Below are 24,636 nucleotides of genomic sequence, written 5' to 3'. Positions count from 1 at the left end.
CTACGCCGCTTCGGGCGCCAGATATTTCTTGTCGATCGCCGCACCGACCGAATATTTCGGATCGACGAAGTTGCCAAGGCGCACCTTGCCGCATTGGCTCAGCATCATGTAGGCATCCCAACGGTCGAATCCGTACTCGAGCTCGAGCCAGCGCACGAGTTCGTGATACGCGATACGCGTTGCGTCCTCGAGCGGCCGGGCGCTGCCGATCGTCATCAGCAGCCGGTCGGTCTCGAGGCGCGGCCAGTCGATCTGCCAGCCTTTGATCAGATCGACGTGAATCGTCGTCGTGCTCTGGAATTCCACGGCCGTGCCGCACACTTCGCCATCGCCCTGGCACGCATGCGCGTCGCCGATAAAGAGGCGCGCGCCGGGCGAACGAACCGGCAGATAGGTGATGCTGCCCGGGCCCATATCGGGCACGTCCATGTTTCCGCCATGGTTGTCGGGCGTCAGCGAATTGATCGAATCGATTTCCGGCGACAGGCTCAGCGTGCCGATATGCGGTTTGTACGGCAGCTTGATGCGCTTGCTCCAGTACACGCCGTCTTCGTCGAGGTCGATCTTGCGCGTGATTTCGGGCAGCGGCTCATTCAGCGTGGCCGTGTATTCGGTGCCGGTCAGCGCGCCGAAGCGCGGAATCAGGCAGCACGTGCCGCGCGGATTGTCGCCGCGCGGCTGCATCGACTCGATGTACACGGCGACGACGTCGCCCTTTTCCGCGCCGTCTATCATGATCGGGCCGTTCTGCGGATTCAGAAACGGCACCTTCAGATGCTGGCTCGGCAGATCCTTTTCGGTGCGGATCTTGCCGTCGAATGCGTCGCGCGTTTCGACGACGACCCGGTCGCCCGGCGCGATATGCAATACGGGCTCCGAATACGGGCCCATCGTGTAGTGAAAGGTGCCCTGTCGCGCTTCGGTCAATTCGTGCGTCGCGCCGACCTGGCCGCGCGCGACCCCGCGTGTGTACATGATCGATTGTGAAAGCCAGTTCATCTACGTGTGTTCCTGTGAGGTTGATCGGAAGTGGGCGACATGTTCAAACCGAGATCAGCGCCCTGACGTTGTTCGCCTCCATCTGGTCGCCACGGCCGGCGGACACCACTTGGCCGCGCACGAGCACGACGTAGTCGTCGGCCACCGCCTGTGCGAAATCGAAAAACTGTTCGACGAGCAGGATCGACAGCGAGCCTTTCAAAGAACGGATGACCGCCTCGATTTCCATCACGATCGACGGTTGAATGCCTTCGGTCGGTTCATCGAGAATCAGCAGCTTCGGGTTGGTCAGCAGCGCGCGGCCGATCGCGAGCTGCTGTTGCTGGCCGCCGGAGAGATTGCCTGCAATGCGCCGGCGCATTGCTTTCAATACGGGGAATGTCTGGAACACATCGGCGAACGTAAACTGCCTGCCGTTGCGTGCTACGCTGCGTTCGCCGGCATACGCGCCGATGCGCAGGTTTTCCTCGACGCTCAGCAGCGGGAAGATATCGCGGCCTTGCGGCACATAGCCGAGGCCAGCGGCGACGCGCCGGTGCGACGGCGTGCGCGTGATTTCGCGGCCGTCGAGCGCGATACCGCCGGCCTTTACGGGCAACAGGCCGACGAGGCATTTGAGCAGCGTCGTCTTGCCGACGCCGTTGCGGCCGAGCACCACCGTGCAGGCGCCGTCCGCCACGTCGAGCGATACGTCGCGCAGCGTATGGCTGCTGCCGTAGTACTGGTTCAGCGATGAAATGGTCAGCATCGTCAGCGCCCCAGATAGACGCGAATCACTTCGGGATTGGCGCGCACGCTCGCCATCGATCCCTCGCCGAGCAGCTTGCCTTCGTGCAGCACGCTGACAAGATCGGCAATCTCGCCGACGAAGTCCATGTCGTGCTCGATGACGATCACTGCCCGCTCGGGCGCCTTGAGCCGTGCGATCAGCTCCGCCGTGCGCGAGGTTTCGTGATCGGTCATGCCGGCCACCGGCTCGTCGAGCAGGATCACGTGCGGGTCGGCGACGAGCAGCATGCCGATCTCGAGCCATTGCTTCTGCCCGTGCGACAGCGTGCCCGCCATGCGTTCGCCTTCGGCTGCGAGACTGATCGTGTCCAGCACTTCGTCGATGCGCGCGTGCTGCCGCTGGGTCAAACGCGAGCGCACCATATCGGCATAGCCGCGCCCGTTGCGAATCGCAAGCTCGAGGTTTTCCCGCACGCGCAGTGCTTCGAATACACTGGGCTTCTGGAATTTGCGGCCGATGCCGAGACGCGCGATCGCGGTTTCGTCTAGCGCCGCTAGATTCGTCACCTTGTTGAGGAATACCTCGCCGGCCGCCGGCCGCGTTTTACCGGTGATCACATCCATCAGCGTCGTTTTGCCGGCGCCGTTCGGCCCGATGATCGCGCGGATCTCTCCGTAGCGAAATTCCATCGACAGGTTCGTGATCGCGGCAAAACCCGAGAACGTGACGGACAGGCCGCTGATGTAGATCGCCGTTTGCGGTGTCGGGTTCATCGGCGCGCATCCTTGTGCGGCTCGACCGCCGCCCTGAACGTGCCCCATACGCCGTGGCTGAAGCACACGACGATCAGCAACGTGACGCCGGCCAGAATGAACGGCCAGACGGCAGGCAATTCCGCGGTGAGCCAGAACTTGATGCCGTTCACGAGAATGGCGCCGAGGATCGCACCGACCAGCGTGCCGCGCCCGCCGATCGCCACCCACACTGCGATTTCGACCGACAGTTGCGGCGAGACGATGGTCGGATTGACGATGCCGACCTGCGGCACGTACAGCATGCCGGCCAGCGCGGCGAGCACGGCCGAGAGGCACCATGCCACGAGTTTCAGCGTATGCGTGCGATAGCCGAGAAAGCGCATGCGCGCTTCGTCGTCGCGCACCGCGATGAGGGCGCGGCCGAACGCGGAACGCGTCAGATAACGCACCGCGAGGTACGCCACCACCAGCAGCACGCACGACGCGACCGCCAGCCCTATCTGCGTGCCCGTGGCCGCAACCGGACGACCGGCGAGTTGCGTGAAGCCGGTCATTCCGTTGTTGCCGCCGAGCCCGACGTCGTTGATGAAGAGCAGCAGCATCAGCGCGTACGTCAACGCTTGCGTGATGATCGACAGATACACGCCGTTGATCCGCGAGCGGAACGTGACGAAACCGAACACGCCGGCCACGACGGCGCTGACGACGATCGTGGCAAGAACGGCGACGTCGAGACGCGCGAGCACCGTCCACAACTTCGGGAAATCGTGCGCGCCCATGTATTGCATGAAGTCGGGCAACACGTGCGTCTGCTCGTAGGCGCCGTTGAGCAGGTAAATCGCCATCAGATAGCCGCCGATGCCGAAGAAGATACCGTGGCCGAGGCTCAGGATGCCTGCGTAGCCCCACACCAGATCGAGCGCCAGCGCAAGCAGTGCAAAGCACATGATCTGCCCGATCAGGTTGATGCCGAACAACGAGAGATGCAGCACGTTCGACTCGGGCACGACGAAATAGGCGAACGGCAGATAGAGCGCGACGAGTATGAGCAACGGCGCGACGAACGCTTCGGTTGCCGGTCCCATCCATCGTGCGGCGAGACCTGACAATGTGAAGCGCCGCGAGGCGGCATGCGGATCGGGCAATGTGTTCATACGCGGGTCTTCAGAACAAAGAGACCTTGCGGCCGCTTCTGGATGATCAGCACGATCAGCAGCAGCACCGCGACCTTCGCGGCGACCGCGCCATAGAACGGCTCGATGAACTGGTTGATCTCCCCGAGCGCGAGCGACGACACCGCGGTGCCGACCAGGCTTCCGGCGCCGCCGAGCACGACCACCATGAACGAATCGACGACGAAGCCCGTGCCCATCGATGGATTGACGCTGGCGATCTGCGTGAGCACGACGCCGGCAAGTCCGGCAAGGCCTGCACCGATGCCGAAGGCCATGCGGTCGATGCGTTCGGCGGGCACGCCCAGGCACTTCGCCATATCGCGCAACTGCGTGGTCGCGCGCATCAGCAGGCCGAGCTTCGTGAGCCGGATGACCGCGAACGTGGCGACAAAAATCAGCAGTGCGAGGCCGATTGCGAAGAGCCGGTTATAGGTGACGAAGAAGCCGGGCGCGGCCTGCACGCCGCCGTTCAGAAACGCCGGCGTGACGAATTCGAGGTTCTGCGAGCCGAACAGCACCTGCACGAGCTTGATCAGCGCGATGCTGACCGCCCAGGTCGCGAGCAGCGTTTCGAGCGGACGGCGATACAGGAAACGGATCACGCAGAACTCGAGCAGCATGCCGCACACCGCGCACACGACGAACGCGACCGGAATCGCCACGAAGATATACGCATCGAATTGCGCGGGAAGATGCGCCTGCATGAAGCGTTCGACGAGCCACGTCGCGTACGCGCCGATCATGATGAACTCGCCGTGCGCGAGATTGATCACGCCCATCAGGCCGAACACGATCGAAAGTCCGAGCGCGGTCAGCAGCAATACGCCGGCATAGCTGAGCCCGCTGAAGAGTATCGACAGCGCTTTGCCGACCGACAGCCAGGTATCGATATCGTGCATCGCTCCTTGCACCGCGGCGCGCAGATCGGGATCGTTACGCACGGCATCCTGCGTGGCCAGGTTCGCGAGCGCGGTGCGGGCGGTTTCGCTCGGCACTTGCGCGACCGCTTTGATCGCAGCAAGCCGGTCGGCTTTGACGTCGCTGTTGAGGCCGCGCTTGGCGAGCGCGAGCGTCAGCATGGCGGCGATATCGGGATTGCGTTCCTGCTTGCTTGCGCGCGCAACGATGGCCGGATCGAGCAGGCTGAAGAATTTGTCGACCTGGCGAGCCGCCGTCGCGCGTTTATCATCGTCGTGCGAAAACAGGCTGATTTCCGCGGATGCGACAGCCAGCTTGCGCATCATCAGAATGCCGGGCACGTATGGCAAATCGGCCGACGACCCCGAGCCCGCGGCCGGCTGACCGCTTGCCGCATCGAGCGCCGGACTGCCTGCTATCGTCGCGTGGCCATTGTCGCCGCACACGAGCGCGCCGTTGCGCATCGCATCGACGACGCGCATGGCCCACGCCTGTTCGCCCGCATCGGTCGACACGCCGCGTTCGACGATTCGCGACAGTGCAGCGGCCTTGTCGCCGTCCTGCGCGCAGAACGCGGCGAGCGCGGCCGCACGCGCAGCCGGTGCCGCTGCCGTCAGCGAGGCTTCCGGCAACGACGCGGCGTTCGCGGTAACCGCGATGACGCTCGCTGCGAACGCCATCGTGACGACCGCGATGGCGAGGAAGATTTGCCTGATGTTGATCACACGAGTTTTCCGGTCGATGCTGCCGCGCCGGTCCATGCAATTGCCATGCGCGGACCGGCGCGAACGGGCCACTGCGGCGTCAAGCCTTGCCGATATACGGGCTGAACGGCACCGGCTTCACGATGTCCTTCGACTTCCACAAGATGTCGAAGCCCTGATTCGCGTTGATCGAACCGATCATGTCGCCGCGCCACAGGTATTGCGTGGTTTCGTCCATCTTTGCCGTGTAGCCGGCCGGATCCGCGACCGTTTCGCCCGCCAGCGCCTTGCGCACCGCATCCGGGCTCGTCGAGTGCGCTTTCGTCGCCGCCTTCGCCCACAGGTTGAGGCCGAGATAGGTCGACACCATCGGATCGATCACCATGTCGGGCCGGTGCTTCAGGTTGTGCGCGGCCACGTAGTTCTTCCAGTCGCTCTTGAACTGGCGGTTCAGGGGCGTGTCGACGTTCTGGAAGTAACACCAGCAGCTCAGATGGCCGACCAGCGGCTTCGTGTCGAGACCTTCGAGGTCGCTATCGACGACGTCGAGACCGAGGATCGGAATATCGGTCGCGCGAATGCCCTGGTTGATCGCTTCCTTGAACATCGCCGGAATCGAATCGCCGACCACGGTCATCACGACGATTGCCTGGCCACCAGGTTGCGCGGCGAAGTCCTTGATCTCGCGCACGATCGTCTGGAAGTTCGACTGACCGAACGGCACGTAATGTTCGCGCCACGCGGTCTCCTGAATGCCTTTCGTCTTCAGATAGCCCTTGAGCATCTTGTTGATCGTGCGCGGCCAGACGTAGTCGCTGCCGATCATATAGAAGCGCTTCGCGCCGCCGCCCTGGTCGCTCATCAGATAGTCCACCGCGGGCAGTACCGAACTGCTCGGCGGCGAATTCAGATAGACGACGTTCTTCGACTGCTCTTCGCCTTCGAAGTGAAGCGGATAGAACAGCAGGCTGTCCTGCGCTTCGACGACCGGCAGCACGGACTTGCGCGATACCGACGTCCAGCAGCCGAACAGCGCCGCGCATTTGTCGCGCTGAATCAGCTGCTTCGATAGTTGCGCATACATCGGCCAGTCCGAGCCCGGATCGACGACCACACCCTGCAATTTGCGGCCCATTACGCCGCCCTTTGCGTTGATCTGATCGATGGTCATCAGCGCCGTGTCCTTCAGCAGCGACTCGTTGTTCGCCATCGTTCCCGACTGCGAAAACAGCAGTCCGAGCTTGATCGGCTCGCCGCCGCCCGCGGCAAACGCGGCTTTGGGCAGCGTGGCGCCGGCAGCGGTCACCAACCCCGAACCGACTGCCGACAGGAAGGTACGTCTTTTCATGTGCACCACTCCGACGTGTATGAGAAAACCGCAAACGCAAAAAGCCCGAAACCGGACGAACCGGTTTCGGGCTTTTTTGGCCGGTGCCGCACAAGACGCCTTTGTCTCGAGCGACGCAAAGAAGTTGGCTGATCCGCTGCGCGCGTTGGGTCAGCGAAAGCTAAGAAGCAATCGGTATGCCAACGATAGTCGGGCGCGCAGAGCACCGCGCAATAAAGCATGAGGCGACGCACTCCGCATATTGTTCACTTGCGCCGCGCGATGCGCAGCGGGCATTATCGACGGGCGCCGCGCACTCGCACGCACGCGCAGGCCGCACGCAGACTGTGCATGCCCGCACCAGCGATGCGCAGCACGCACAAGCAACGTCCTTTGAATGACACTCATGACAAGCAACGTGCCGGGCCCTACGTCGGCCCCCATCCGGATCGGTGTGCTGTATTCGCGCTCGGGCGTCACTTCCGCGGCGGAGATTACGCAGTTGCAAGCAACGATGCTTGCGGCCGAGGAGATCAACCACGCGGGCGGCGTATCGGGCCGGCCGATCGAACTCGTCTGTCTCGACCCGCAATGCACGCCGCGCCGTTATGCGGACCTCGCCGAGCAACTGATTCTCGAACATCGTGTGAAGATCATCGTCGGCTGCTATATGTCGAGCACGCGCAAGGCCGTCATCCCGATCGTCGAGCGGCACAACGCGCTGCTTTTCTATGCAACGCCGTACGAAGGCTTCGAATACAGCCGCAATGTGATTTATACGGGCGCCGCGCCGAATCAGAACACGCTGCCGCTAGCCGGCTTCATGCTCGCGCAGTTCGGCTTGCGCGTCAGCATGATCGGGTCGGACTACGTTTGCCCGTATGAATCGAATCGCGTGATGAGCGATCTGATTCTCGAACGAGGCGGCGAGAAAGTCGAGGAGACGTACCTCGCGCTCGATGCGCCGTGGCAAAGCTACCTCGACGCGGCGCAGCGCATCAAGCAGCGCGCGCCCGATTTCATCTTTTCGACCGTGGTCGGCGAAGGCATTCCGCTTCTGTATCGCGCATTCGCGCATGTCGGACTCGATCCTTACCGGATGCCGATTGCGAGCCATATGACGAGCGAAGCCGAGATCGCCGTGATGGGCAGCGACCTGGCCGAAGGCCACATCACGTCGGCTACCTATTTTCAGAGCGTCGGTACGCCGGCGAACGTCGCCGCGGTGCAGCGCTACCAGGCGCGCTTCGGCAGCGAGCAGCCGGCCAACATGTGCTGGGAAGCGGCCTATTTCCAGATGCACCTGCTCGCCGATGCAATCCGCCGGGTCGGTTCGGACGATCCCACCTTGCTGCTTCGCGTGCTGCCTGGCCTTGAATACGACGCGCCGCAAGGACGGGTGCGCATCGACGAGCACAACAACCATACGTACCTGCATCCGCTGATCGGCCGCGTCAATGCACGCGGTCAGTTCGACATCATCGGACGCGCACCGGGCCGCGTGAAAGCTGACCCGTATGTCGTGTCGCATACGACACCCGCGTGGACCGCTGCCGCACAACCCGAGCTCGCGCGCTCAGGAGCCGCCCGATGAAACCGGTGACCGGCACTCCCGCGATACTTCGCGATCTGCGCTCGCTGAAAGTCGCGGTCATTCATCCGCACGATCAGGATGGCGAAGAACTGCTCGCTCAATTGCAGCGCATCGGCTGCGATGTCGAAGTGTTCTGGCCGCGCCTCGACAGCTTGCCGCCGGGCACCGGGCTCGTCGTGATGGCGGTCCGCCCGGAAACGCTTGCGACTTCGTTCCCATGGCTCGGCGCGAGCTCGACGCCGCCCGTGATACCCGTCGTCACATACGAGAACCCGATCACGATCGAAGCCGTGCTGCGGTTGAATGCGTTTGCAACGATTCCATCGCCGGTGCGCTCATTCGGGCTGCTTACCGCGATTGCCGTCGCACTGACTCAATTCAAGGCGTCCAGAATGCGCGAGCGCTACATCGAGCGGCTCGAACAGAAACAGGCGAATCTGCGTGTGATCCAGCAGGCCAAGCGCATCGTGATGGATGCGCGCAAAGTGTCGGAAGACGAGGCGTACCAACTGCTGCGCTCGCAGGCAATGCTTAAGCGCGAGCAGATCGAGACGATCGCGAGCGCGATCGTCAAGGCGCATGAAACGCTGAGTTTTTGAGGCGCGCTACGGGACGCCGTTTGCCGCCGTCGCGGGCTATGACCCGAACGTCAGGCTCGGCCACACCATCTCGAGTTCGACCGCAATCGACTTCGCGAGGCCATCGAGATCGGGAAACAGCGACGCGTTCGTGATGTTCATCCGGTATAGCCAGCGCATCGCATCGCTGCGCAAACCAGGCGGCAGGATGATCTTGCGCAGCAGTTCGGCGTCGCTTTCGTAGTCGTCGAGAATCGCATGCAGCGGCCGGTCGATTACGCCAGGCACGACGAACGTGCCCGATTGCGCAATCAGACGGCCGTCCATTTCGGAGGGCTCGCCGAACCAGATCACTTCGTTTTCGTTGCTGAGGAAATACCGCTCCAGATTGCCCTTCACGCGCGGATCGAGTTCATCGCGCGTCAACGACGGCGCCGCTTTCGGGCGTGCGCTATTACGCCATAGCGCCGGGGTGTTCAGCGCAAAGATCGCGGCATCGGTCGTCGTGCGCTCGAGTGCGAAAAAAGCGGCAACGAACGGCGACTTCGTGAAATCGAGCAGCCGCGTCGGCGCGCCATGATGTTGCATCAGGCTCAGGCAACGTAGATCGTCGTTGAGCAATTCAGGGTTTGGAAGGTAATTGTGAGCCTTGCGCCGGAAAATGCGAATCGCGCGCGCTTCGCGCGCCTGCCATTCCGAGCGGTCCGCAACGTAAGCAAGCAGATAGCGCGACAACGAACTTTGCAAATGCCAGCGTGCGTCCGGTTGTCCGCGAAAGGCCCAGCCGTCGAGATCCGAACACAGATCGACGAACGCGCCCCAGCTCGAGATGACCGTCGTTTCCATCGCGCCGCTTGCCTCCGCGTAAAGCTTTCAACGGTTACAGGCGATTTGGCTTGGCCTGATTCGGCGCGAGTATAGACGGCAATTGTTTCGGTCGTGCGTAAATCTGCAATCGCGTTGCCGGTCAACTGCGGTCAAGCGCGGCTTGCGGCAAAGCGAGTTGTCGCCGCAAGCGCCGGCTGCCGTGCTCAACGAGCCTCAGAACAGCACCAGCGTGCGCAATTCGATGCTTTTTCGCGGCAGCGCATCGGCGGGCGAGGACGGATCTTCAAACGCGGTGTGCGCGGTCAATCGGGCGATTCCGTCTTCGGCCGAATCGAAGATTTTCAGCAGCACGACTTCGCCGGGTGTCATCCGCGGGAAATAGTACCAACGGTGCTGCGCGTTATGAGCGAACGTGTAAACCTCGCCGCTGGTGCCGTCCTCGCGGTGCAGATCGGTTGGGATCAGGTCGCCCGGCGCGATGCTGCGTGCATCGCACATCGCAAGCGGCGACGACTCGACCGGTGCGACGATCGGGCGCCACAGGTTGATGATCGCCGTGCGTCCTTCGAGCCACTCGTCGGCTTCGTCGGCGGGCGCGAGTTCGCGGACCCGGCGCGGTCCCGAGACGAAGGTCTGATCGTTGTGGATCGTCTTCACCGGCTCGTGGCCATTGCCTGGCCGTGTGGCCGGATCGGCATCGCGCAGCGTATGGTCGAAAATGACGACACGCCGCGCGCCGGTCAGCCGCTTGATCAACTCGATCGATTCAGGGTAGTACACCGATTCGATCGTGCGCGCGTCGGAGAAGTCATCGAGTGCGCTCTTGTGCGCGTGCAGTTCGAAGCCGTTGCGGTCGAGCGACAAGCCGCCCGGCGGCGCCGCGACGCGCGCATTGACGATCGGCACGCGATGCGCTCGGTAGGTGCCACCCTCACGCGGCACGCCCGTCGGCGGATCGTACATATAGCGATAGGGCCGCTGGCCGTCAGGCACCAGATAGGTCAGGTCGGCCTCGACCATGACGGGTTGATCGATGACGATGTCGCTCATGGGTTTTACTCCATCCTTGCGAAAAACAGGTTCTGCGTGCGATTGCCGCGTGTTATTCGGGCGGCGGCAGTTCGCCGGCGAGATGAAACATCTCGTACGTGTAACCGAGGTTGAAATATCCGGCGCGCGCATAGGCAGCGACGCGTTCGAGGCGCTCGGCCTCGGAGCGAGTCGAGCGCTCGCGCGTCGATGAGTCATCCGGCTCATCGACGCGCAAACTTAGGGGAGAAGATTCAACGCCGCGGATCGCAGCAGCACCGTCCGACTCTCGAAATAGCTTTGTTCGACGGAAAAGCGGTCGACGAAAAATCGATGCAAGGCCCGGCATGACAACCCTCCAGCTTCCAGATGCGCTGATTCAACTAGCGAGCATGCTCAATGCAGACAGGCAGGCATTGCGGCGATGCTTCGAACACGCAAATGGATTGCGTGCCGTCATCTGCATGATCGATACGCCTGGCTTGGCTGGCTAGTTAAACTTCGACGCCGCGGAGGGGCAATGTCATTCCACGCTTGGCGAAAAACGCAAGCTCATGCGTGAGTGAATAATGAATTTTCTAAAGCGCACTTGCAGGACAGGGGCGGGACGTTAAGGCACATATTAGAAGCGATGAACGCTTCCATGTTGCTTGAGCGTGCCGCTTCAACGAGATTTGAGATTTCGTTTTCTGGTTGCGGCGCGAAAAGCGTGAGCGCGCGCGAGCGCACGGGAAGTCATGCAAGCTCGCGCGCGATGATTTCGCAATCTCAAAGAGGCGCTGCGAAAGCTAGGCGACGGCCTGAAGCAAGCCATCGCGCACCAAACCGGCGAGCGACTTGCGATCGACCTTGCCGACCGCCGTCTCAGGAAGCGCATCGACGAAATACACTTCGTGCGGCACATAGATGCGCGACAGTCTGCGGCGTACCGAATCGCAAATATCCTGTGCGTGCAGTGTCGAATCGTCGCCGGCCACTACGACTGCAACCGGAACTTCGCCGAGATCTGGATCGGGTTTGCCGACCACGCAGCACGCCCGCACATGCGTCTCGCCGACAATCACGTTTTCGATCAGCAATGGCGAGAGATTTTCTCCACCGCGAATGATCACGTCCTTGATGCGGCCGGTGACATACAGATACCCGTCCTCGTCGAAGCGGCCGAGGTCGCCGGTACGCAGCCATCCATCGGTGACGGTGCGCGCCGTCGCATCTTCCACGCCGAGGTAACCGGTCATCACGCTACGTCCGGCGATACAGATTTCTCCCTCGACACCGGGCGCGTCCGTCATCGTGTCGTCGGCTTGCCGCAGTTGAACCGACTGCCCGCGCAACACGGTGCCGACCGAACCGATGCGGCGCGCGTGCGGCGGGTTCATCGTGCTCGTACAGGTTGCTTCCGATAGTCCGTACGAGACGATGAGCGGACAGCCGAGCTTCGCTTCCACTTCGCGGTGCAGCGCCTCGGTGATCGGCGCCGAACCGCATCGCGCGATTCTCAGCGATGCAAGCGCTGCCGGCGTGAACTTCTGCGACAGCATGCGTGAATACATCGTCGGCACGCCGGTGATGATCGTCGGGCGGTGCCGCTCCATCAATACGGGCATGTCGTCGGCGCGAAAGCGGTCGGCGAAGATAATCGTCGCGCCCGCCAGCAACGGGGCGAACAGCTGATTGTTCACGCCATTCGTGTGATAGATCGGCATCACGTGCAGCAGGCGGTCTTGCGCTGAAAGACCGGTGTGGGCGATTACGCCAAGCGCATTGTTCAACAGCGCGCGTTGCGTCAGTTCGACCGCCTTGGGGCGGCCGGTGCTTCCCGATGTGAACAGAAGCAATGCGGGCGTGCGTTCGTCGACATCGTGTTCGGATGTCGAGTCAGCCGCGGCTTCGGCGGCGGCGGCGTGCGCGCCGAGTTGCGCAGAGTCGATCGCGCGCATGGTGCCGCGCCCGTCGGGATCGCGCTTAAGCCCCTGTACCAGGTCGCTATTGGCGGAATCGAATACGAGCCCTTTCGCGCCGACCAGCGTCAATCGTTCATCGATCTCTTCCACCGGCAGCTTGGGTTCAAGTACGCATGGACACAGCCCGCAACGGATCGCGGCAAGCAGAACCACGACCGCGTCGAGCGAACGGCTCATTGCGATCGCCACTGCATCGCCTCGCACGAGGCCCCGCGCAAGCAGGCTCGCGGCGGTCGTCGCGGTTGCATCGGCGAGTTGCGCGTACGTGAATGACCGGTTGCCGTCGTCGAGTGCGGTCAGGGCCGCGACTTCCGGTTTGTTCCAGCACGCGGTGAGCGCCTCGGCCAGCGTTTGCGTGGCGCCATTTGCGGTGCCGGTCGTGCCGCGTTCCGTGTTCCGCGGCGAATCGGATTGCTTCGGCATCGTGCTTACCTCAGGCGAATGGCCGCGTCGTGTTCGAATTGCCCAGCGCGATCGAGCGCGCGCAACGCCTCACGCTCACGTTGGCTCGGCGGCTGAGTCGGTTCCGCACCGGTGGCATCGAATTCGAAGCCGGTCCGCTCACGCACTTCGTCGAGGCTCGATTCCGGGTGCCACGACTGCAGCGCGAGCCGGTCATTGCGCTTCACGAATACCGCGATCGGTGTGACGACGCCATGCATGCCGCCCCACGACGTGACGAAATCGAGCTTCTGCACGAGGGTTCGGCGCGAATGTTCGGTGCGCCACGTGCATGCGCGGCGCGCGGTCGGCAGCATGACGGCGCCGCCGCCGCCGCCGGGCAGGCGAACTTTTGGATGATCCCATTCCCCAATGCACGAGTTGTTCGCACAACCGCTTCCATCGAGCTGTGCGGCGCCGAGAAAAGTCAGGTCCATGCGGCCGCGCGCGCAGAGGTCGTAAAAGTCTTCGTTCGCGAAGATCGAAGCCGAGCCTTCGGCCAGCACCGGGTCCGAACTCGACAACGGAATCGACGACGGCGTAGGATTCACGCCGCCCGCGACGTTGATATAGACGAAGTCCCAATCGTAGGCGCGCTTGGCCATCAGGCACGCGAGCATCGGCAACGTCGAATTCACACCGCTGAAGGTGATCTCGTTCGGGCGGATGAAACGTGCGAGATTCGTGACGATATAGGAGAAGCCTGACCACGGTTCATGCATGATGCGCGCTCCTTTCTTCCGGCGCTTGAGCGAGGTGTGCGTCGAGCACATGTTCGCCCGCGGGCAGATACGCCTCCACCGCGGCATAGTCGACTGCGTACTTCGGCCAGCACGACCCCGGCCAGGCGCCGTTCGGAACGATTGCGTACGCTTCGACCATGAAGTATGGAATCACCGTCAGCTCCGGCTGAGCCGAGAAGTCTTCGTCCGAAATCTCTTCGGCGACGACGAGCACGCTCTTCGAAGCACGACTGATGATGCGGTCCCAGTGATACGTGCCGGCAATGCGGACATTGCCCTGTCTGTCGACGCTATTCGCGTGGATAACGGCAAAGTCCGGCGCGATTGCCGGAATCACCCATGTCGCGACGCCGCTGCCGTACGGGTCTTCGATGCACTTCCAGTTGTTGATTCGTGTGAGGTCGCTGCCATGCAGTCCGGCGCAGGGCTGGAACGGCACGCCGAATGCGGCCGCACGCAAGCCGGCGGTCAGACTCGCACACGCGTGTTCTTCAAGCTCGAGCGCGCCGCTTTCGACCGCTTTCCGGTAGTACGGGGCAAGTCCGAAATTGCCCTCCATCGCAACGATGCCGCAACGGGCGCGGCTCGCGACACCCGCGCGGCACAGGATGTCGATGTCGTATCCCGGCGACTGCTTGATCACTTCGATGCCGCGCTTCTGCTGGCGAATCAGTTCGCGCACGAACGCGAACGGACCGCGATGCAGAAAGCTGCCGCCAAGGCCCAGCGATGCGCCGTCGGGCACGCGTGCGACGAGTTCTGAAAGCGACACCTGTTTATGGGTGTCCGGAAAGCCGGAAGTCATGACGTCTCCTTCTGCGGATGCTCACCGCGCGGGCTCGACGCAGGGTTTCGATAGGCATCGATGCGGCGCTTGAGACCGGGTTCGGCTGCCGAGCGGACGAGAGCGGCAAGATCGGCGTTCGCGTGGTCGTCGTGCATCGCCTCGCGCAGCGCATCGCCTAGCAGTGCGCGGCTAGCACCCGGCAGCGACGTGGCTCGCGCAACCGCATCCGCGATGACATGGTCGCGCTGCTCGGGCGACGCAACGCGCTCGATAAAACCGTTTCGAACCGCACGGTCGACATCGAACGTTTCGGATGCCTCGAGAATACGCTTTGCTTCGTGCGAACCTACAATGCGCGCAAAGCGGCCGGTACCGAGTACGAGCCCGAATTGCAGCCCTGGCATGCGGAACGTCGTACCGGGCGCCGCGACGCGCATATTGCATGCGGCGATCAGGTCCACGCCCGCGCCGAAGTTCTTGCCGTGTGCAAATGCGACCGTCAACGCCGGCGACGCGGCAACGCGCTGCAACAGCGTTTCAATACGTACGAATCGCAACAGCAGGTCGCCTTCGCTCGATTGATCGACGTCGGTCATATCGAATCCGGCGCTAAAGCAGCGGCCCTCGCCTTGCAAAACCGCGGCCGGCACATTCGATGCGGCGATTTCGTCGAAAACGGCGATCAACTGTTCGACGAGTTCGGCCGACAAGGCATTGTGCTTTTCCGGCCGTTTCAACGTGATAGACCAGTATTCAGGGTGCTTTTCAATTGCCAGCAGGTTCATGCTTCGACCTCGCTTGCCGCGCCGGCGAGCAGTTCGCGATTGTGTTCGCCAAGCGCGGGCGGACGCATACGGATGGGCGGCGTCTCGCCGGAAAAGCGCACGGGCGACGCGAACGTACGCGTCTTCACGCCATTCGGTAATTCGAGCGGTTGAACCCATGTCATATGCGCAACCTGTTCGTCCGCAAGGACCTGCGAATAGGTATTGATCGGCGCGCACGGCACGCCTGCCTCACGAAACCGCGCAATCCACGTTTGCGCGTCCGCCGATGCGAAGATGCCTTCGAGAATGTCTCGCAGTACGACCTGATGCTGCGCACGCAAGGTTGTCGTGGCAAAGCGGTCGTCGGCTTCGAGATCGCTTCGTTCCACGACCTGGCATACCGAACGCCACAGCGCGTTGTTGCCCGCGGCCATGCCGAACCACGTGTCGCGCGCTTTGAACGCCTGGTACGGTGCGTTGCGCGGATGCGCGGAGCCGAGTTTCACCGGATCGCGGCCGGTGCCGAAGTATTCGGATGTCTGCAGTGCGGCGATTGCGAGCGTCGCGCCAAGCATCGGCACGTCGATATGCGTGCCGATGCCGGTGCTTTCGACACCACGCAAGGCCGATGCGACCGAGAAAGCGGCATAGAGCCCGGCGGAAAAATCCGCGAGCGGCACGCCGCATTTGACCGGTGCGCCATCGGGTTCGCCCGTGATGCTCATGATGCCGCTCATCGCCTGCACGGTGAGATCGAAACCGCCTTCCTGCGCACGCGGGCCAGTCTGGCCATACGCGGAGATCGAGCAATAAACGATGTGCGGTACGAGCTTGCTGATCGCTTCGTAGCCGAGACCGAGTCGGTCCATCACGCCGGGCCGGTTGTTTTCGATCAATACGTGAGCGGTTCGAATCAGGGCTTTGGCCTGCTCGATATCGGCCGCGTCTTTCAGATTCAGCGCGACGGACCGCTTGTTGCGATTCAGCGATGCGAAGTTTTCGCTGTAGCCGTCGGAAATCGGCGGCCACGCACGCAGCGTGTCGCCGCCCTCCGGATGTTCGACCTTGATGACATCCGCGCCCATATCGGCAAGCAGCATGCCGCAATACGGCCCGGCCGCGACGTTGCAAAACTCGATGACCCGAATTCCCTGAAGTGGCAATTCCATCTCAACCCTCGCTGATTTGCCTGATGTTCGTGCCGCCTGACCCGGCACCCTGATTAGTGCATTTGCGAATGCGGTATCGCGCGGTTCCAGGGAATTCCCCTGGATGCCGCGTTGCCGCTTGACCTCATTTTGCAGCGGTGCGAGGATCAAGTAAACCAAAATTTGAGAACACATTCCTGAATTTTAGGAAATTAAATTCGATTCGGAGAGAGACACAGATGGCGATGCCCCCAGCGCCCGACGCGCGAGCAGGAACCGTTTTTCGCGTGGTAAGCGGAAATTTTCTCGAGATGTACGACTTCATGGTCTATGGCTTTTATGCGTCATCGATCGCGAAGGCCATGTTTCCCGGCGATAACGAGTTCATTTCGCTGCTGCTGTCGCTTGCAACGTTTGGCGTCGGATTTCTGATGCGGCCGCTCGGGGCAATCGTGCTGGGCTCGTATATGGACAAGCACGGGCGGCGCGCGGGCCTGATTCTTACGCTGACCTTGATGTCGGTCGGCGTGCTGCTCATTGCAGTCACGCCGAGCTATGCGTCTATCGGTTTGCTTGCACCGGTGCTGGTCATTGCGGGCCGTTTGCTCCAGGGGTTCTCGGCCGGCGCCGAATCAGGCGGCGTGTCGGTGTATCTATCGGAAATCGCACCGCCCGGACGGCGCGGCTTCTATGTGTCGTGGCAGTCCGCGAGCCAGCAGATCTCCGTGCTGATCGCGGCCATTCTCGGTGTCGTACTGCGTTTCACGTTGTCGGCCGAGCAAATGGACGCATGGGGATGGCGCATTCCGTTTCTGTTCGGCTGCTCGATCATTCCGGTGCTGTTCTGGATTCGCCGCTCGGTGCAGGAATCGCACGTGTTCAAGGCGCAAAAGCCGCAATCGGTCGGCGATATCTTCCGCTCTCTTGCGACGAACTGGAAAATCATTCTCTGGTCGACGATGCTCGTTACGCTTACCAGCATCATGTTCTACCTGATCACCGCCTATACGCCGACCTATGGACGCGCCGTGCTCGGCCTCAAGCCGATCGATACGTTCTGGGTGACGATCGGCGTCGCGATGACGACCTTCGTGATGATCCCGGTAATGGCCGCGGTGTCCGACAAGGTGGGCCGCAAGCCGATGCTCGTCGGCGCCTCGCTGATCATCGCGCTCGTGTCGTATCCGACGATGAGCTGGCTCGTAAGCGCGCCTTCGTTCGGCACGCTGCTCGCGGTCGAGGTCGGCTTCGCGGTGCTCTATGCAACCTATCAGGCGTCGCTTGTCGTCACGCTCACGGAAATCATTCCACCGAATGTGCGCGGCACCGGCTTTTCGCTTGCATATAGCCTGTCGCAAGCGATTTTCGGCGGCTTCACGCCGGCGATCTGCACGCTGCTGATTCACACGACGGGAAACAAGGCCGTGCCGGGCGCGTGGCTTTCGATCGGTGCGCTGCTTGCGCTCGTCGCCACGCTGGCTGTCGTACGCAGCGATAGAAACCGTGTGAGGGAAATATCGACGGTTACGTCGTGAGTTCTTCCATGCGGGTGGTCGTGCTTGCCCACACTTCGCTGGCCAGAATGCGTGATAGACTTCCTATTATTTAGGAAGTTAATATGGACAAGACACTGCTCAAAGGTCTCGTCGTTCTCGAGGCGGTCACCGACCTCGAGAACCAGCCGAAGACAATCGAAGAATTGGCGACGCGTGTCGGGCTCACACGCAGCAATGCGCATCGCACATTGCAGACGCTGATTCACGCCGGCTACGTCGAGCGCGACGAACAGGCCGGCGGCTATCGCGGCACGATCCGGCTGTTCGAATTAGGCGCGCGTCAGCTGGCGCAGCTCGACGTGCGCAGGGTTGCGCTACCGTTGATGCGGGCTCTCGCCGAGCGTACCGAAGAAACGGTGCATCTATCGGTGCTCGACGGACTCGATGTCGTGTATGTCGAGAAAATCGACAGCGCGCAGCCGATTCGCGCGTATTCGATGGTGGGCGGACGCGGTCCCGCATATGCGGTTGCGACGGGCAAGGCACTGCTTGCGTATCAGCATGACGGCTACCTCGACGGCTACGCAAAGCAGTTGACGAGGCACACGGCCGCGACGATCACATCGCTGCCCGCTCTCAAGGCGGAGTTGCAGAAGGTCGTGCGCGTCGGGTACGCGGTCAATAACGGGGAGTGGCGCGAAGGGGTCGGCGGTGTGGCCGCGACGGTGTTCAACGGGCTTGAGCAGCCGATCGCGGCGGTGGGCATTTCGGGGCCGCTCGAGCGACTCACCGCGCGGAAGATGAAAGAGTTCGCGCCCGATGTGGAGGCGTGCGCGCTTAAGATTTCGCGCGCGATGGGGCATCGGGGGGCGGGGAAAAGTTAGGCGGCCGCGACCCGAACCGCTGTGCGGCCGCCGCGTCATCGGCGTTCATGTGCTGCGACTCCGGATATCCTGCACGAGCTTTGCCACCTGGTCGGCACTCGCCCCTCTTACCCGCGCGTTGACGCGCGTAGTACCGAATCCGACGAACAGTACAATTTCGTTCGGCGCCGGCGCACCCGGCACCGACACCGCGATGCCGTCCATTGCATCGTAATCCCAGGCATCATCGGCGCCGCCGAAAATCAGATCGATCGTGGTGCCTGCAGCGCCGATCTTCGCGTTTCCAGGAATCAGCGCGGGGCCCGCTCCGAGTCCTGTACGCATCGCGAGGCCGAGCCTCGGATGGATGAGCGCCGCGCCGTGCTCCGATTCTCCGTTCGTGCCGACCAGAGCGGCCTTGCCATACGCTCGCGGACGCGGCTCGCCCGCGAATCGTTGCAACGCCTTTTGTGTTAGCAAAGCGCCGATTTCGACGGAAATTTCGGCGAGATGCGTGAGCGCTTCGCCGGACGCGGCACCCTGACCCGCATAGGGATTGACAAACACCGCGGCAGCTACGACATGACGCGATGGCTGAGCTGCAACGCGGCCCGCTTCGCTGAGCGTCTCGCGTTCGATGACGTACGTCTGACGGACCGAGGAAATTGCGGACGATGTCTCCATTTCTTCTGCTCCCATGCGTAAATGAACGGTCGGGGGTGGCGACCGCTCATGCGGTCGCCCGATTGAAGAATATGGCGAAACGCCGGGCGTGTCAGGTCACGGCCGTAGCATGCCCTGGACCGATCTACCAGTCTGTTCCAACTTTCGGCGAACGCGGCCCGTAAAGCAGTCCATCGGGCGGACCTGCTTTTAGAAGACGATTCGCGGCAAGTGCGGCCACATCATGGCTTTCATCGGTCACGTTGTGCGCCACCTGCTTGACGGCCGCCTGAACGAGCGCAACGATAATGCCGCCGCCCACGTTCACATTGCCGCCGAGTTCTTTGCCATTCGCGCTGGCGGAACCGACCCAAAGCGTATCGCCCGTTCGCAGATCGACCATCTTCGCCGATGCGGAAACAATGGTGGTGCTGTCCACCACCTGATAAACCGAACCGTATTTCGTCACTTTTGGGTAGATAACCGCGTCCGCGCCGAAATACTCGCGAAGTTTATCCATCGACACTGCCTGAATGTCGTTTGGCGTCGTCAGGCCGTTTTGCCTGAATGTCTCTTCCATCACGGCGACCGGGACGACGTAATAGCCGGCTTCGGCAACAGGCAGCGTCATTTGCGAAAGCAGGCTATAGCCGGCCGCGGTATCGTTCGTGTCGTTGACGGGCGGCAGGATCAGCACGCTTCGAGGCTGGCTTTTTCTGAACGCGGTGTAGTCGACGTGCCGCTTAGGCACCGCACAGCCTGCAAGCAGCACTGCGGCGAGCATGCCGCAGACAAGTGTAAGAAAAAAGTGGCGGCGCATGATTGATGTCCTCGGGTTATTTGTTCTTGGCCAGGAAGTCCATGAAGGCAGACGACTCAGGAAACGCCGCTTTCTCGGCGGCGAACTCCTTCATTGCCTTGCCGTCATCACCCACTGACGCGTAGAGCATGCCGAGGTGCGCGTAGAAACCAGGCGGCGGGTGATTACCCTTGGCCGCGATTTGTTCGCGCGCCTTTTCCATCCCGTCGATCTGCTCTTGCGGCGACTTCACGTTCTTGAAGTACGCATAGACTTCCGGCTGATACCCGGTCCATTGGTAGAGCGGCGGCGTCGCGTTCTGGTTTGCGCAGCCTGTCAGCGCGACTACGCTACCCAATGCAAGCGACAGCAGCGAATCCCGTAGAGTGATTTTTCTCATCTTCGTATTAGTTAGGTATTCGAATTTTATTGAATCAACTCCGCCGAGTGGTGCTTTTCGGCGGTTGCGGACCGGAAAACTACATTTTCAGCGTGCCGGCATCGACCTGTTCGAGCAGATGCCGCACAGCCTCGCGCATGGCAAGCTCGAGCACCTTTCCGTTCAACGTGGAGTCGTAGCTCGCCGTTCCGCCGAAGCCGATAATTTCGCGGTTCGACAGGCTGTATTCCCCGGCGCCCTGGCTCGATGCGATGACTTCCGACGTGGAGGTGTTGACGACGTTCAGGCTCACCTTCGCGTAAGCAACCTGCTGCTTGCCGCGACCGAGGATCCCGAACAGTTGCTGATCGCCGACTTCCTTACGGCCGAACTCGGTCACGTCGCCCGTGACCACGAAATCGGCGCCCTTGATATGCAGCGTTTTGTTGGCGAATCCCGCTTCCTGCTGGATTTCTCCGAGATTGTCGCGATCCAGTACGTTGAAGCGCCCTGTTTGTTGCAACGACGTCACAAGGACGGTCTTCGCCTGACTGCCCAGGCGGTCGACACCATCGGAGAAGATGCCTCGCATATAGGTCGAGCGGTTGTCGAATTTCCCAACCGAGACCTTGATGAGGCTTTGCACCGCGGACGCTTGAATGGGAACAGGCGCAGGTACCGACAGCGCCTGAGACGATTCCGTTGCACACCCAGCCAGGCCAGATAAAGCCACAACGGACGTTGCGATTAACCTTGATCTTATTTGCATCATCGCTTCTTTGAGTTTTGGTCTGTTTCTTTTGCTGCGCGATTTCGAACTTCGACAAGCACGGCAAACGTTTCCGCAAGCACATCCGTTAGTCCCCGCCCAACGAATGCACCTAGCCTTTGCGAGCGATCCAAATGGCATAAGCAGTTCATGCCAATTCGGGAATGCTCGTTGCAGGTCAACCGTAATAATAAAAGAAAGCGAGCTGTGCGGAAATGCACAATTCTCTACTCGCGATCGGAGGGTTCGTACGCATCGCGCGGAACCGATCGATCGCGAAATAGATTGTAGAGCTAACTAAATAAAATGTCGTCGTATGCTGCTTAAGCAGCAATCGTCAAGGAAGGAAACCGAGAAATGAGGCGAGAGAAAAAAGCGGCTGGGAAGCCGTTGACATGCTTGCAAAACTTGGTGGGCCGGGTGGGATTCGAACCCACGGTGTCCTTTCGGAGGCGGATTATGAGTCCGCTGCCTGCAACCAGCACGGCGTCCGGCCCAAGAAGAAAAAGACCCGGTCGCAAGGCCGGGCCTGATCGCTGATTGGCCGACATACTACACGAAATCGGGGCTTCCGGGACTGCTTCGCGTACCGCACGAAACACCCCGGAAGCCCCACATGAAGACGGCGGCCCGACCGCTTCGCCTCACTGAAGCCGAAGCGACCAAACGAACCAGAACGGACTAACGTCAGTTTCCTTCGAGGAACGACTTCAGCTTGTCCGAACGGCTCGGGTGACGCAGCTTGCGCAGCGCCTTCGCCTCGATCTGACGGATACGCTCGCGCGTGACGTCGAACTGCTTGCCGACTTCCTCGAGCGTATGGTCCGTGCTCATCTCGATACCGAAACGCATGCGCAACACCTTCGCTTCGCGCGGCGTCAGCGAGTCGAGCACGTCCTTCACGACGTCTCGCATGCTTGCATGCAGCGCGGCGTCGGCCGGTGCGACCGTGTTCGTGTCTTCGATGAAGTCGCCCAGATGCGAATCGTCGTCGTCGCCGATCGGCGTTTCCATCGAGATCGGTTCCTTCGCGATCTTCATGATCTTGCGGATCTTGTCTTCCGGCATCTCCATCTTCTCGGCCAGCGTCGCCGGATCCGGCTCGAGTCCGGTTTCCTGCAGAATCTGACGCGAGATGCGGTTCATCTTGTTGATCGTTTCGATCATGTGAACCGGAATACGGATCGTGCGCGCCTGGTCCGCGATCGAGCGTGTGATGGCCTGACGGATCCACCACGTCGCGTACGTCGAGAACTTGTAGCCGCGGCGGTATTCGAACTTGTCCACGGCCTTCATCAGGCCGATGTTGCCTTCCTGGATCAGGTCGAGGAACTGCAGACCGCGGTTCGTGTACTTCTTCGCAATCGAGATCACGAGACGCAGGTTCGCTTCGGTCATCTCGCGCTTGGCCTGACGCGCCTTCAGTTCGCCGGCCGCCATCTGACGGTTGGTTTCCTTCAGGTCCTTCAGCGGCAGCACCACGCGCGCCTGCAGATCGAGCAGACGCTGCTGCTGCTCGCGGATTGCCGGGATGTTACGCGTAAGGATCGCGCTGTACGAATGACCTTCGGCGACGATCTTGTCCGACCACTCGAGGTCCGTTTCATTGCCCGGGAAGCGGGCGATGAATTCGGCACGCGGCATGCCGCACTTGTCGACGACCGTGTGCAGGATCTGACGCTCGACCTGACGCACCTCGTCCACCTGCGCACGCAGCGTATCGCACAGACGCTCGACGGTGCGCGCGGTGAAGCGGATCGACATCAGCTCGTTCTGAATCGTTTCCTGCGCCTTCAGGTACGACTTCGACTTGTAGCCTTCCTTCTCGAACGCGCGACGCATCTTGTCGAACCATTCGCTGATCAGCGCGAATTTTTCGAGCGACATGCGCTTCAATGCCTCGAGCTGCGCGGCATTCGCCGTCGCTTGCGCAGCGCCGTCGTCGTCCTCTTCCTCTTCTTCCTCGCCCTCTTCGGCTTCCTCGTCTTCGTTCTCGATCGCTTCCGCTTCCTGCTCCGAGAAGCCGTCCGCGTCTTCGGCGTTTTCGTCGATCAGCCCGTCGACGAGTTCGTCGATGCGGATCTCTTCGTTCGCGACGCGCTCAGCCATCGCGAGGATGTCCGCGATCGTGGTCGGGCATGCGGAGATCGCCATGACCATGTGCTTCAGGCCATCTTCGATCCGCTTCGCGATTTCGATTTCGCCTTCACGCGTGAGCAGTTCGACCGTGCCCATCTCGCGCATGTACATCCGCACCGGGTCGGTCGTGCGGCCGAATTCGGAATCGACCGTCGACAACGCAACTTCCGCTTCCTCTTCGACTTCGTCGTCCGACGAGGCGGCGGGCGCGTTGTCGTTCAGCAGCAGCGTTTCGGCATCGGGCGCCTGCTCGTAGACGGCCACGCCCATGTCGTTGAACGTGCTGATGATGCCTTCGATCGCCTCGGTCTCGGCGAAATTGTCCGGCAGATGGTCGTTGATTTCCGCGTAGGTCAGGAAGCCGCGCTCCTTGCCGAGCTTGATCAGCGCGCGCAGCTTGGAGCGCCGCTCTTCGAGCTCTTCCGCGGTGCCCGGCTGCGTCGAGGCGAACGCATCCTTCAGCAGCGCTTTTTCCTTCGCCCGGCGGTCGCGTGCCTTGGCCTTTTCGCCTTTGCCCTGAACGGGAGCTGCGACTTCTTCGTTCTGGGTGGTTGCGTCGTCATCGACGGATACTTCATTCAGCTTTTTCGTCATGGAGTTCGCCGTACCGGCTGTAGTCTCGACTCGCGGCTGGTGGACAACAGCCGGTTGAACCGTGGATACTGGAGATTCGCGCACTGCCGCATCGTCCTGCGCGGCAGCCGCGTCCCTTGCGTCTTCCTTCGAGCTTCCGGCGCCCGGCCGTTTCGTCACCGCCGCGACAGCTTTCGCCGCCTGCACCGGGGCCGCTCGCGCGGCTGAAACGGTGGAAGTACGCTTCCGGGCAGGCGTGGCGCTCTCGGCAGACGTTTTTGTTGCGGAAGTTGCGGACCTGGCCTCTGTGACCTTCGTGGTCGGCTGCCCTGAGCCTTTGCCTGTCGCTTTCTTTCCGCCTGTAGTCTTTACCATTGCAATCGCCTTTCGCCTTTGCCTGGAAATAAAACAAAACCAAAACCGCTGAAAACCTTTTATTATAGCACCTGCGTTTCAGCCCTTCCCTCG

General features: G+C 61.7%; 21 protein-coding genes, 1 tRNA gene and 1 pseudogene. 4 read left to right on the top strand and 19 right to left on the bottom strand.

Annotated elements, in window-relative coordinates; genetic code table 11:
• From QYH69_RS26470 to QYH69_RS26445, 6 genes are all read right to left on the bottom strand, one after another.
• Complete coding sequence (locus QYH69_RS26470) at positions 1-999, bottom strand: acetamidase/formamidase family protein (RefSeq protein WP_308834687.1); 999 nt, start codon at positions 997-999, stop codon at positions 1-3.
• Between the two features lie 43 nt (positions 1,000-1,042).
• Entirely contained in the window at positions 1,043-1,747 is a 705-nt protein-coding gene (urtE, locus tag QYH69_RS26465; protein WP_075161134.1) for an urea ABC transporter ATP-binding subunit UrtE, read from the bottom strand.
• 2 nt (positions 1,748-1,749) lie between these two features.
• Positions 1,750-2,502, bottom strand: a complete 753-nt coding sequence (urtD, locus tag QYH69_RS26460) for an urea ABC transporter ATP-binding protein UrtD (RefSeq protein WP_308834686.1) — start codon at positions 2,500-2,502, stop codon at positions 1,750-1,752.
• A complete protein-coding gene (gene urtC, locus QYH69_RS26455; protein WP_308834685.1) occupies positions 2,499-3,638 on the bottom strand; it encodes an urea ABC transporter permease subunit UrtC in 1,140 nt (379 codons plus the stop codon). Before urtC ends, urtD begins: the two co-directional genes overlap by 4 nt.
• A complete protein-coding gene (gene urtB / locus QYH69_RS26450; protein WP_308834684.1) occupies positions 3,635-5,302 on the bottom strand; it encodes an urea ABC transporter permease subunit UrtB in 1,668 nt (555 codons plus the stop codon). Before urtB ends, urtC begins: the two co-directional genes overlap by 4 nt.
• Positions 5,303-5,381: 79 nt before the next feature.
• Positions 5,382-6,629, bottom strand: a complete 1,248-nt coding sequence (locus tag QYH69_RS26445) for an urea ABC transporter substrate-binding protein (RefSeq protein ID WP_308834683.1) — start codon at positions 6,627-6,629, stop codon at positions 5,382-5,384.
• A 376-nt stretch (positions 6,630-7,005) separates the two neighbouring features.
• Between QYH69_RS26445 and QYH69_RS26440 the strand changes: the two genes are divergently transcribed.
• On the top strand, positions 7,006-8,202 hold the full coding sequence (locus tag QYH69_RS26440; RefSeq protein ID WP_308834682.1) for a transporter substrate-binding domain-containing protein: 1,197 nt from the start codon (positions 7,006-7,008) through the stop codon (positions 8,200-8,202).
• Positions 8,199-8,801, top strand: a complete 603-nt coding sequence (locus QYH69_RS26435) for an ANTAR domain-containing protein (RefSeq protein WP_308834681.1) — start codon at positions 8,199-8,201, stop codon at positions 8,799-8,801. The genes QYH69_RS26440 and QYH69_RS26435 overlap by 4 nt, the downstream gene beginning before the upstream one ends.
• A gap of 36 nt (positions 8,802-8,837) precedes the next feature.
• Here the strand turns inward: QYH69_RS26435 and QYH69_RS26430 are convergent, their stop codons facing one another.
• From QYH69_RS26430 to QYH69_RS26400, 7 genes are all read right to left on the bottom strand, one after another.
• The gene (locus QYH69_RS26430; protein ID WP_308834680.1) at positions 8,838-9,626 is read right to left on the bottom strand and encodes an FRG domain-containing protein; all 789 of its coding nucleotides are present in this window, start codon (positions 9,624-9,626) and stop codon (positions 8,838-8,840) included.
• A gap of 195 nt (positions 9,627-9,821) precedes the next feature.
• On the bottom strand, positions 9,822-10,658 hold the full coding sequence (locus QYH69_RS26425) for a CmcJ/NvfI family oxidoreductase (RefSeq protein WP_308834679.1): 837 nt from the start codon (positions 10,656-10,658) through the stop codon (positions 9,822-9,824).
• A 767-nt stretch (positions 10,659-11,425) separates the two neighbouring features.
• Positions 11,426-13,024: a class I adenylate-forming enzyme family protein gene (locus tag QYH69_RS26420; protein ID WP_308834678.1), complete on the bottom strand. Its 1,599-nt coding sequence runs from the start codon at positions 13,022-13,024 to the stop codon at positions 11,426-11,428.
• A gap of 5 nt (positions 13,025-13,029) precedes the next feature.
• Positions 13,030-13,764, bottom strand: coding sequence for a CoA-transferase (locus tag QYH69_RS26415; protein ID WP_308834677.1), 735 nt, complete (start codon positions 13,762-13,764; stop codon positions 13,030-13,032).
• Positions 13,757-14,590: a CoA transferase gene (locus QYH69_RS26410; protein WP_308834676.1), complete on the bottom strand. Its 834-nt coding sequence runs from the start codon at positions 14,588-14,590 to the stop codon at positions 13,757-13,759. Before QYH69_RS26410 ends, QYH69_RS26415 begins: the two co-directional genes overlap by 8 nt.
• On the bottom strand, positions 14,587-15,357 hold the full coding sequence (locus QYH69_RS26405) for an enoyl-CoA hydratase/isomerase family protein (RefSeq protein ID WP_308834675.1): 771 nt from the start codon (positions 15,355-15,357) through the stop codon (positions 14,587-14,589). Before QYH69_RS26405 ends, QYH69_RS26410 begins: the two co-directional genes overlap by 4 nt.
• Positions 15,354-16,508 (bottom strand): CoA transferase, encoded by a 1,155-nt coding sequence (locus tag QYH69_RS26400; protein WP_308834674.1) that lies wholly within the window; start codon positions 16,506-16,508, stop codon positions 15,354-15,356. Before QYH69_RS26400 ends, QYH69_RS26405 begins: the two co-directional genes overlap by 4 nt.
• Before the next feature lie 218 nt (positions 16,509-16,726).
• On the opposite strand from QYH69_RS26400, the gene QYH69_RS26395 reads away from it, so the two are divergent.
• Both QYH69_RS26395 and QYH69_RS26390 read left to right on the top strand, forming a co-directional pair.
• Entirely contained in the window at positions 16,727-18,022 is a 1,296-nt protein-coding gene (locus tag QYH69_RS26395; RefSeq protein ID WP_308834673.1) for an MFS transporter, read from the top strand.
• An 83-nt stretch (positions 18,023-18,105) separates the two neighbouring features.
• Complete coding sequence (locus tag QYH69_RS26390; RefSeq protein ID WP_075161147.1) at positions 18,106-18,867, top strand: IclR family transcriptional regulator; 762 nt, start codon at positions 18,106-18,108, stop codon at positions 18,865-18,867.
• Positions 18,868-18,912: 45 nt separating this feature from the next.
• Here QYH69_RS26390 and QYH69_RS26385 read toward each other — a convergent pair whose 3' ends face one another.
• The 6 genes and pseudogenes from QYH69_RS26385 to rpoD form a co-directional block, all read right to left on the bottom strand.
• Complete coding sequence (locus QYH69_RS26385; protein ID WP_308834672.1) at positions 18,913-19,530, bottom strand: amino acid synthesis family protein; 618 nt, start codon at positions 19,528-19,530, stop codon at positions 18,913-18,915.
• Between the two features lie 124 nt (positions 19,531-19,654).
• Entirely contained in the window at positions 19,655-20,329 is a 675-nt protein-coding gene (locus tag QYH69_RS26380; protein ID WP_308834671.1) for a DUF799 domain-containing protein, read from the bottom strand.
• Between the two features lie 19 nt (positions 20,330-20,348).
• Positions 20,349-20,708 (bottom strand): annotated as a pseudogene (locus tag QYH69_RS26375) (DUF4810 domain-containing protein); the annotation flags it as partial.
• A 79-nt stretch (positions 20,709-20,787) separates the two neighbouring features.
• Positions 20,788-21,459: a CsgG/HfaB family protein gene (locus QYH69_RS26370; protein WP_374992503.1), complete on the bottom strand. Its 672-nt coding sequence runs from the start codon at positions 21,457-21,459 to the stop codon at positions 20,788-20,790.
• A gap of 406 nt (positions 21,460-21,865) precedes the next feature.
• Positions 21,866-21,953: transfer RNA gene (locus QYH69_RS26365), tRNA-Ile, on the bottom strand.
• 190 nt (positions 21,954-22,143) lie between these two features.
• Positions 22,144-24,543, bottom strand: a complete 2,400-nt coding sequence (gene rpoD / locus QYH69_RS26360) for an RNA polymerase sigma factor RpoD (RefSeq protein ID WP_374992502.1) — start codon at positions 24,541-24,543, stop codon at positions 22,144-22,146.
• Positions 24,544-24,636: the final 93 nt, after the last annotated feature.

This window comes from Paraburkholderia sp. SARCC-3016, from assembly GCF_031119615.1.
Lineage (GTDB): Bacteria > Pseudomonadota > Gammaproteobacteria > Burkholderiales > Burkholderiaceae > Paraburkholderia.
Note: the sequence above shows the minus strand (reverse complement) of the source record. Positions and strands in the feature narration are given on the sequence as shown.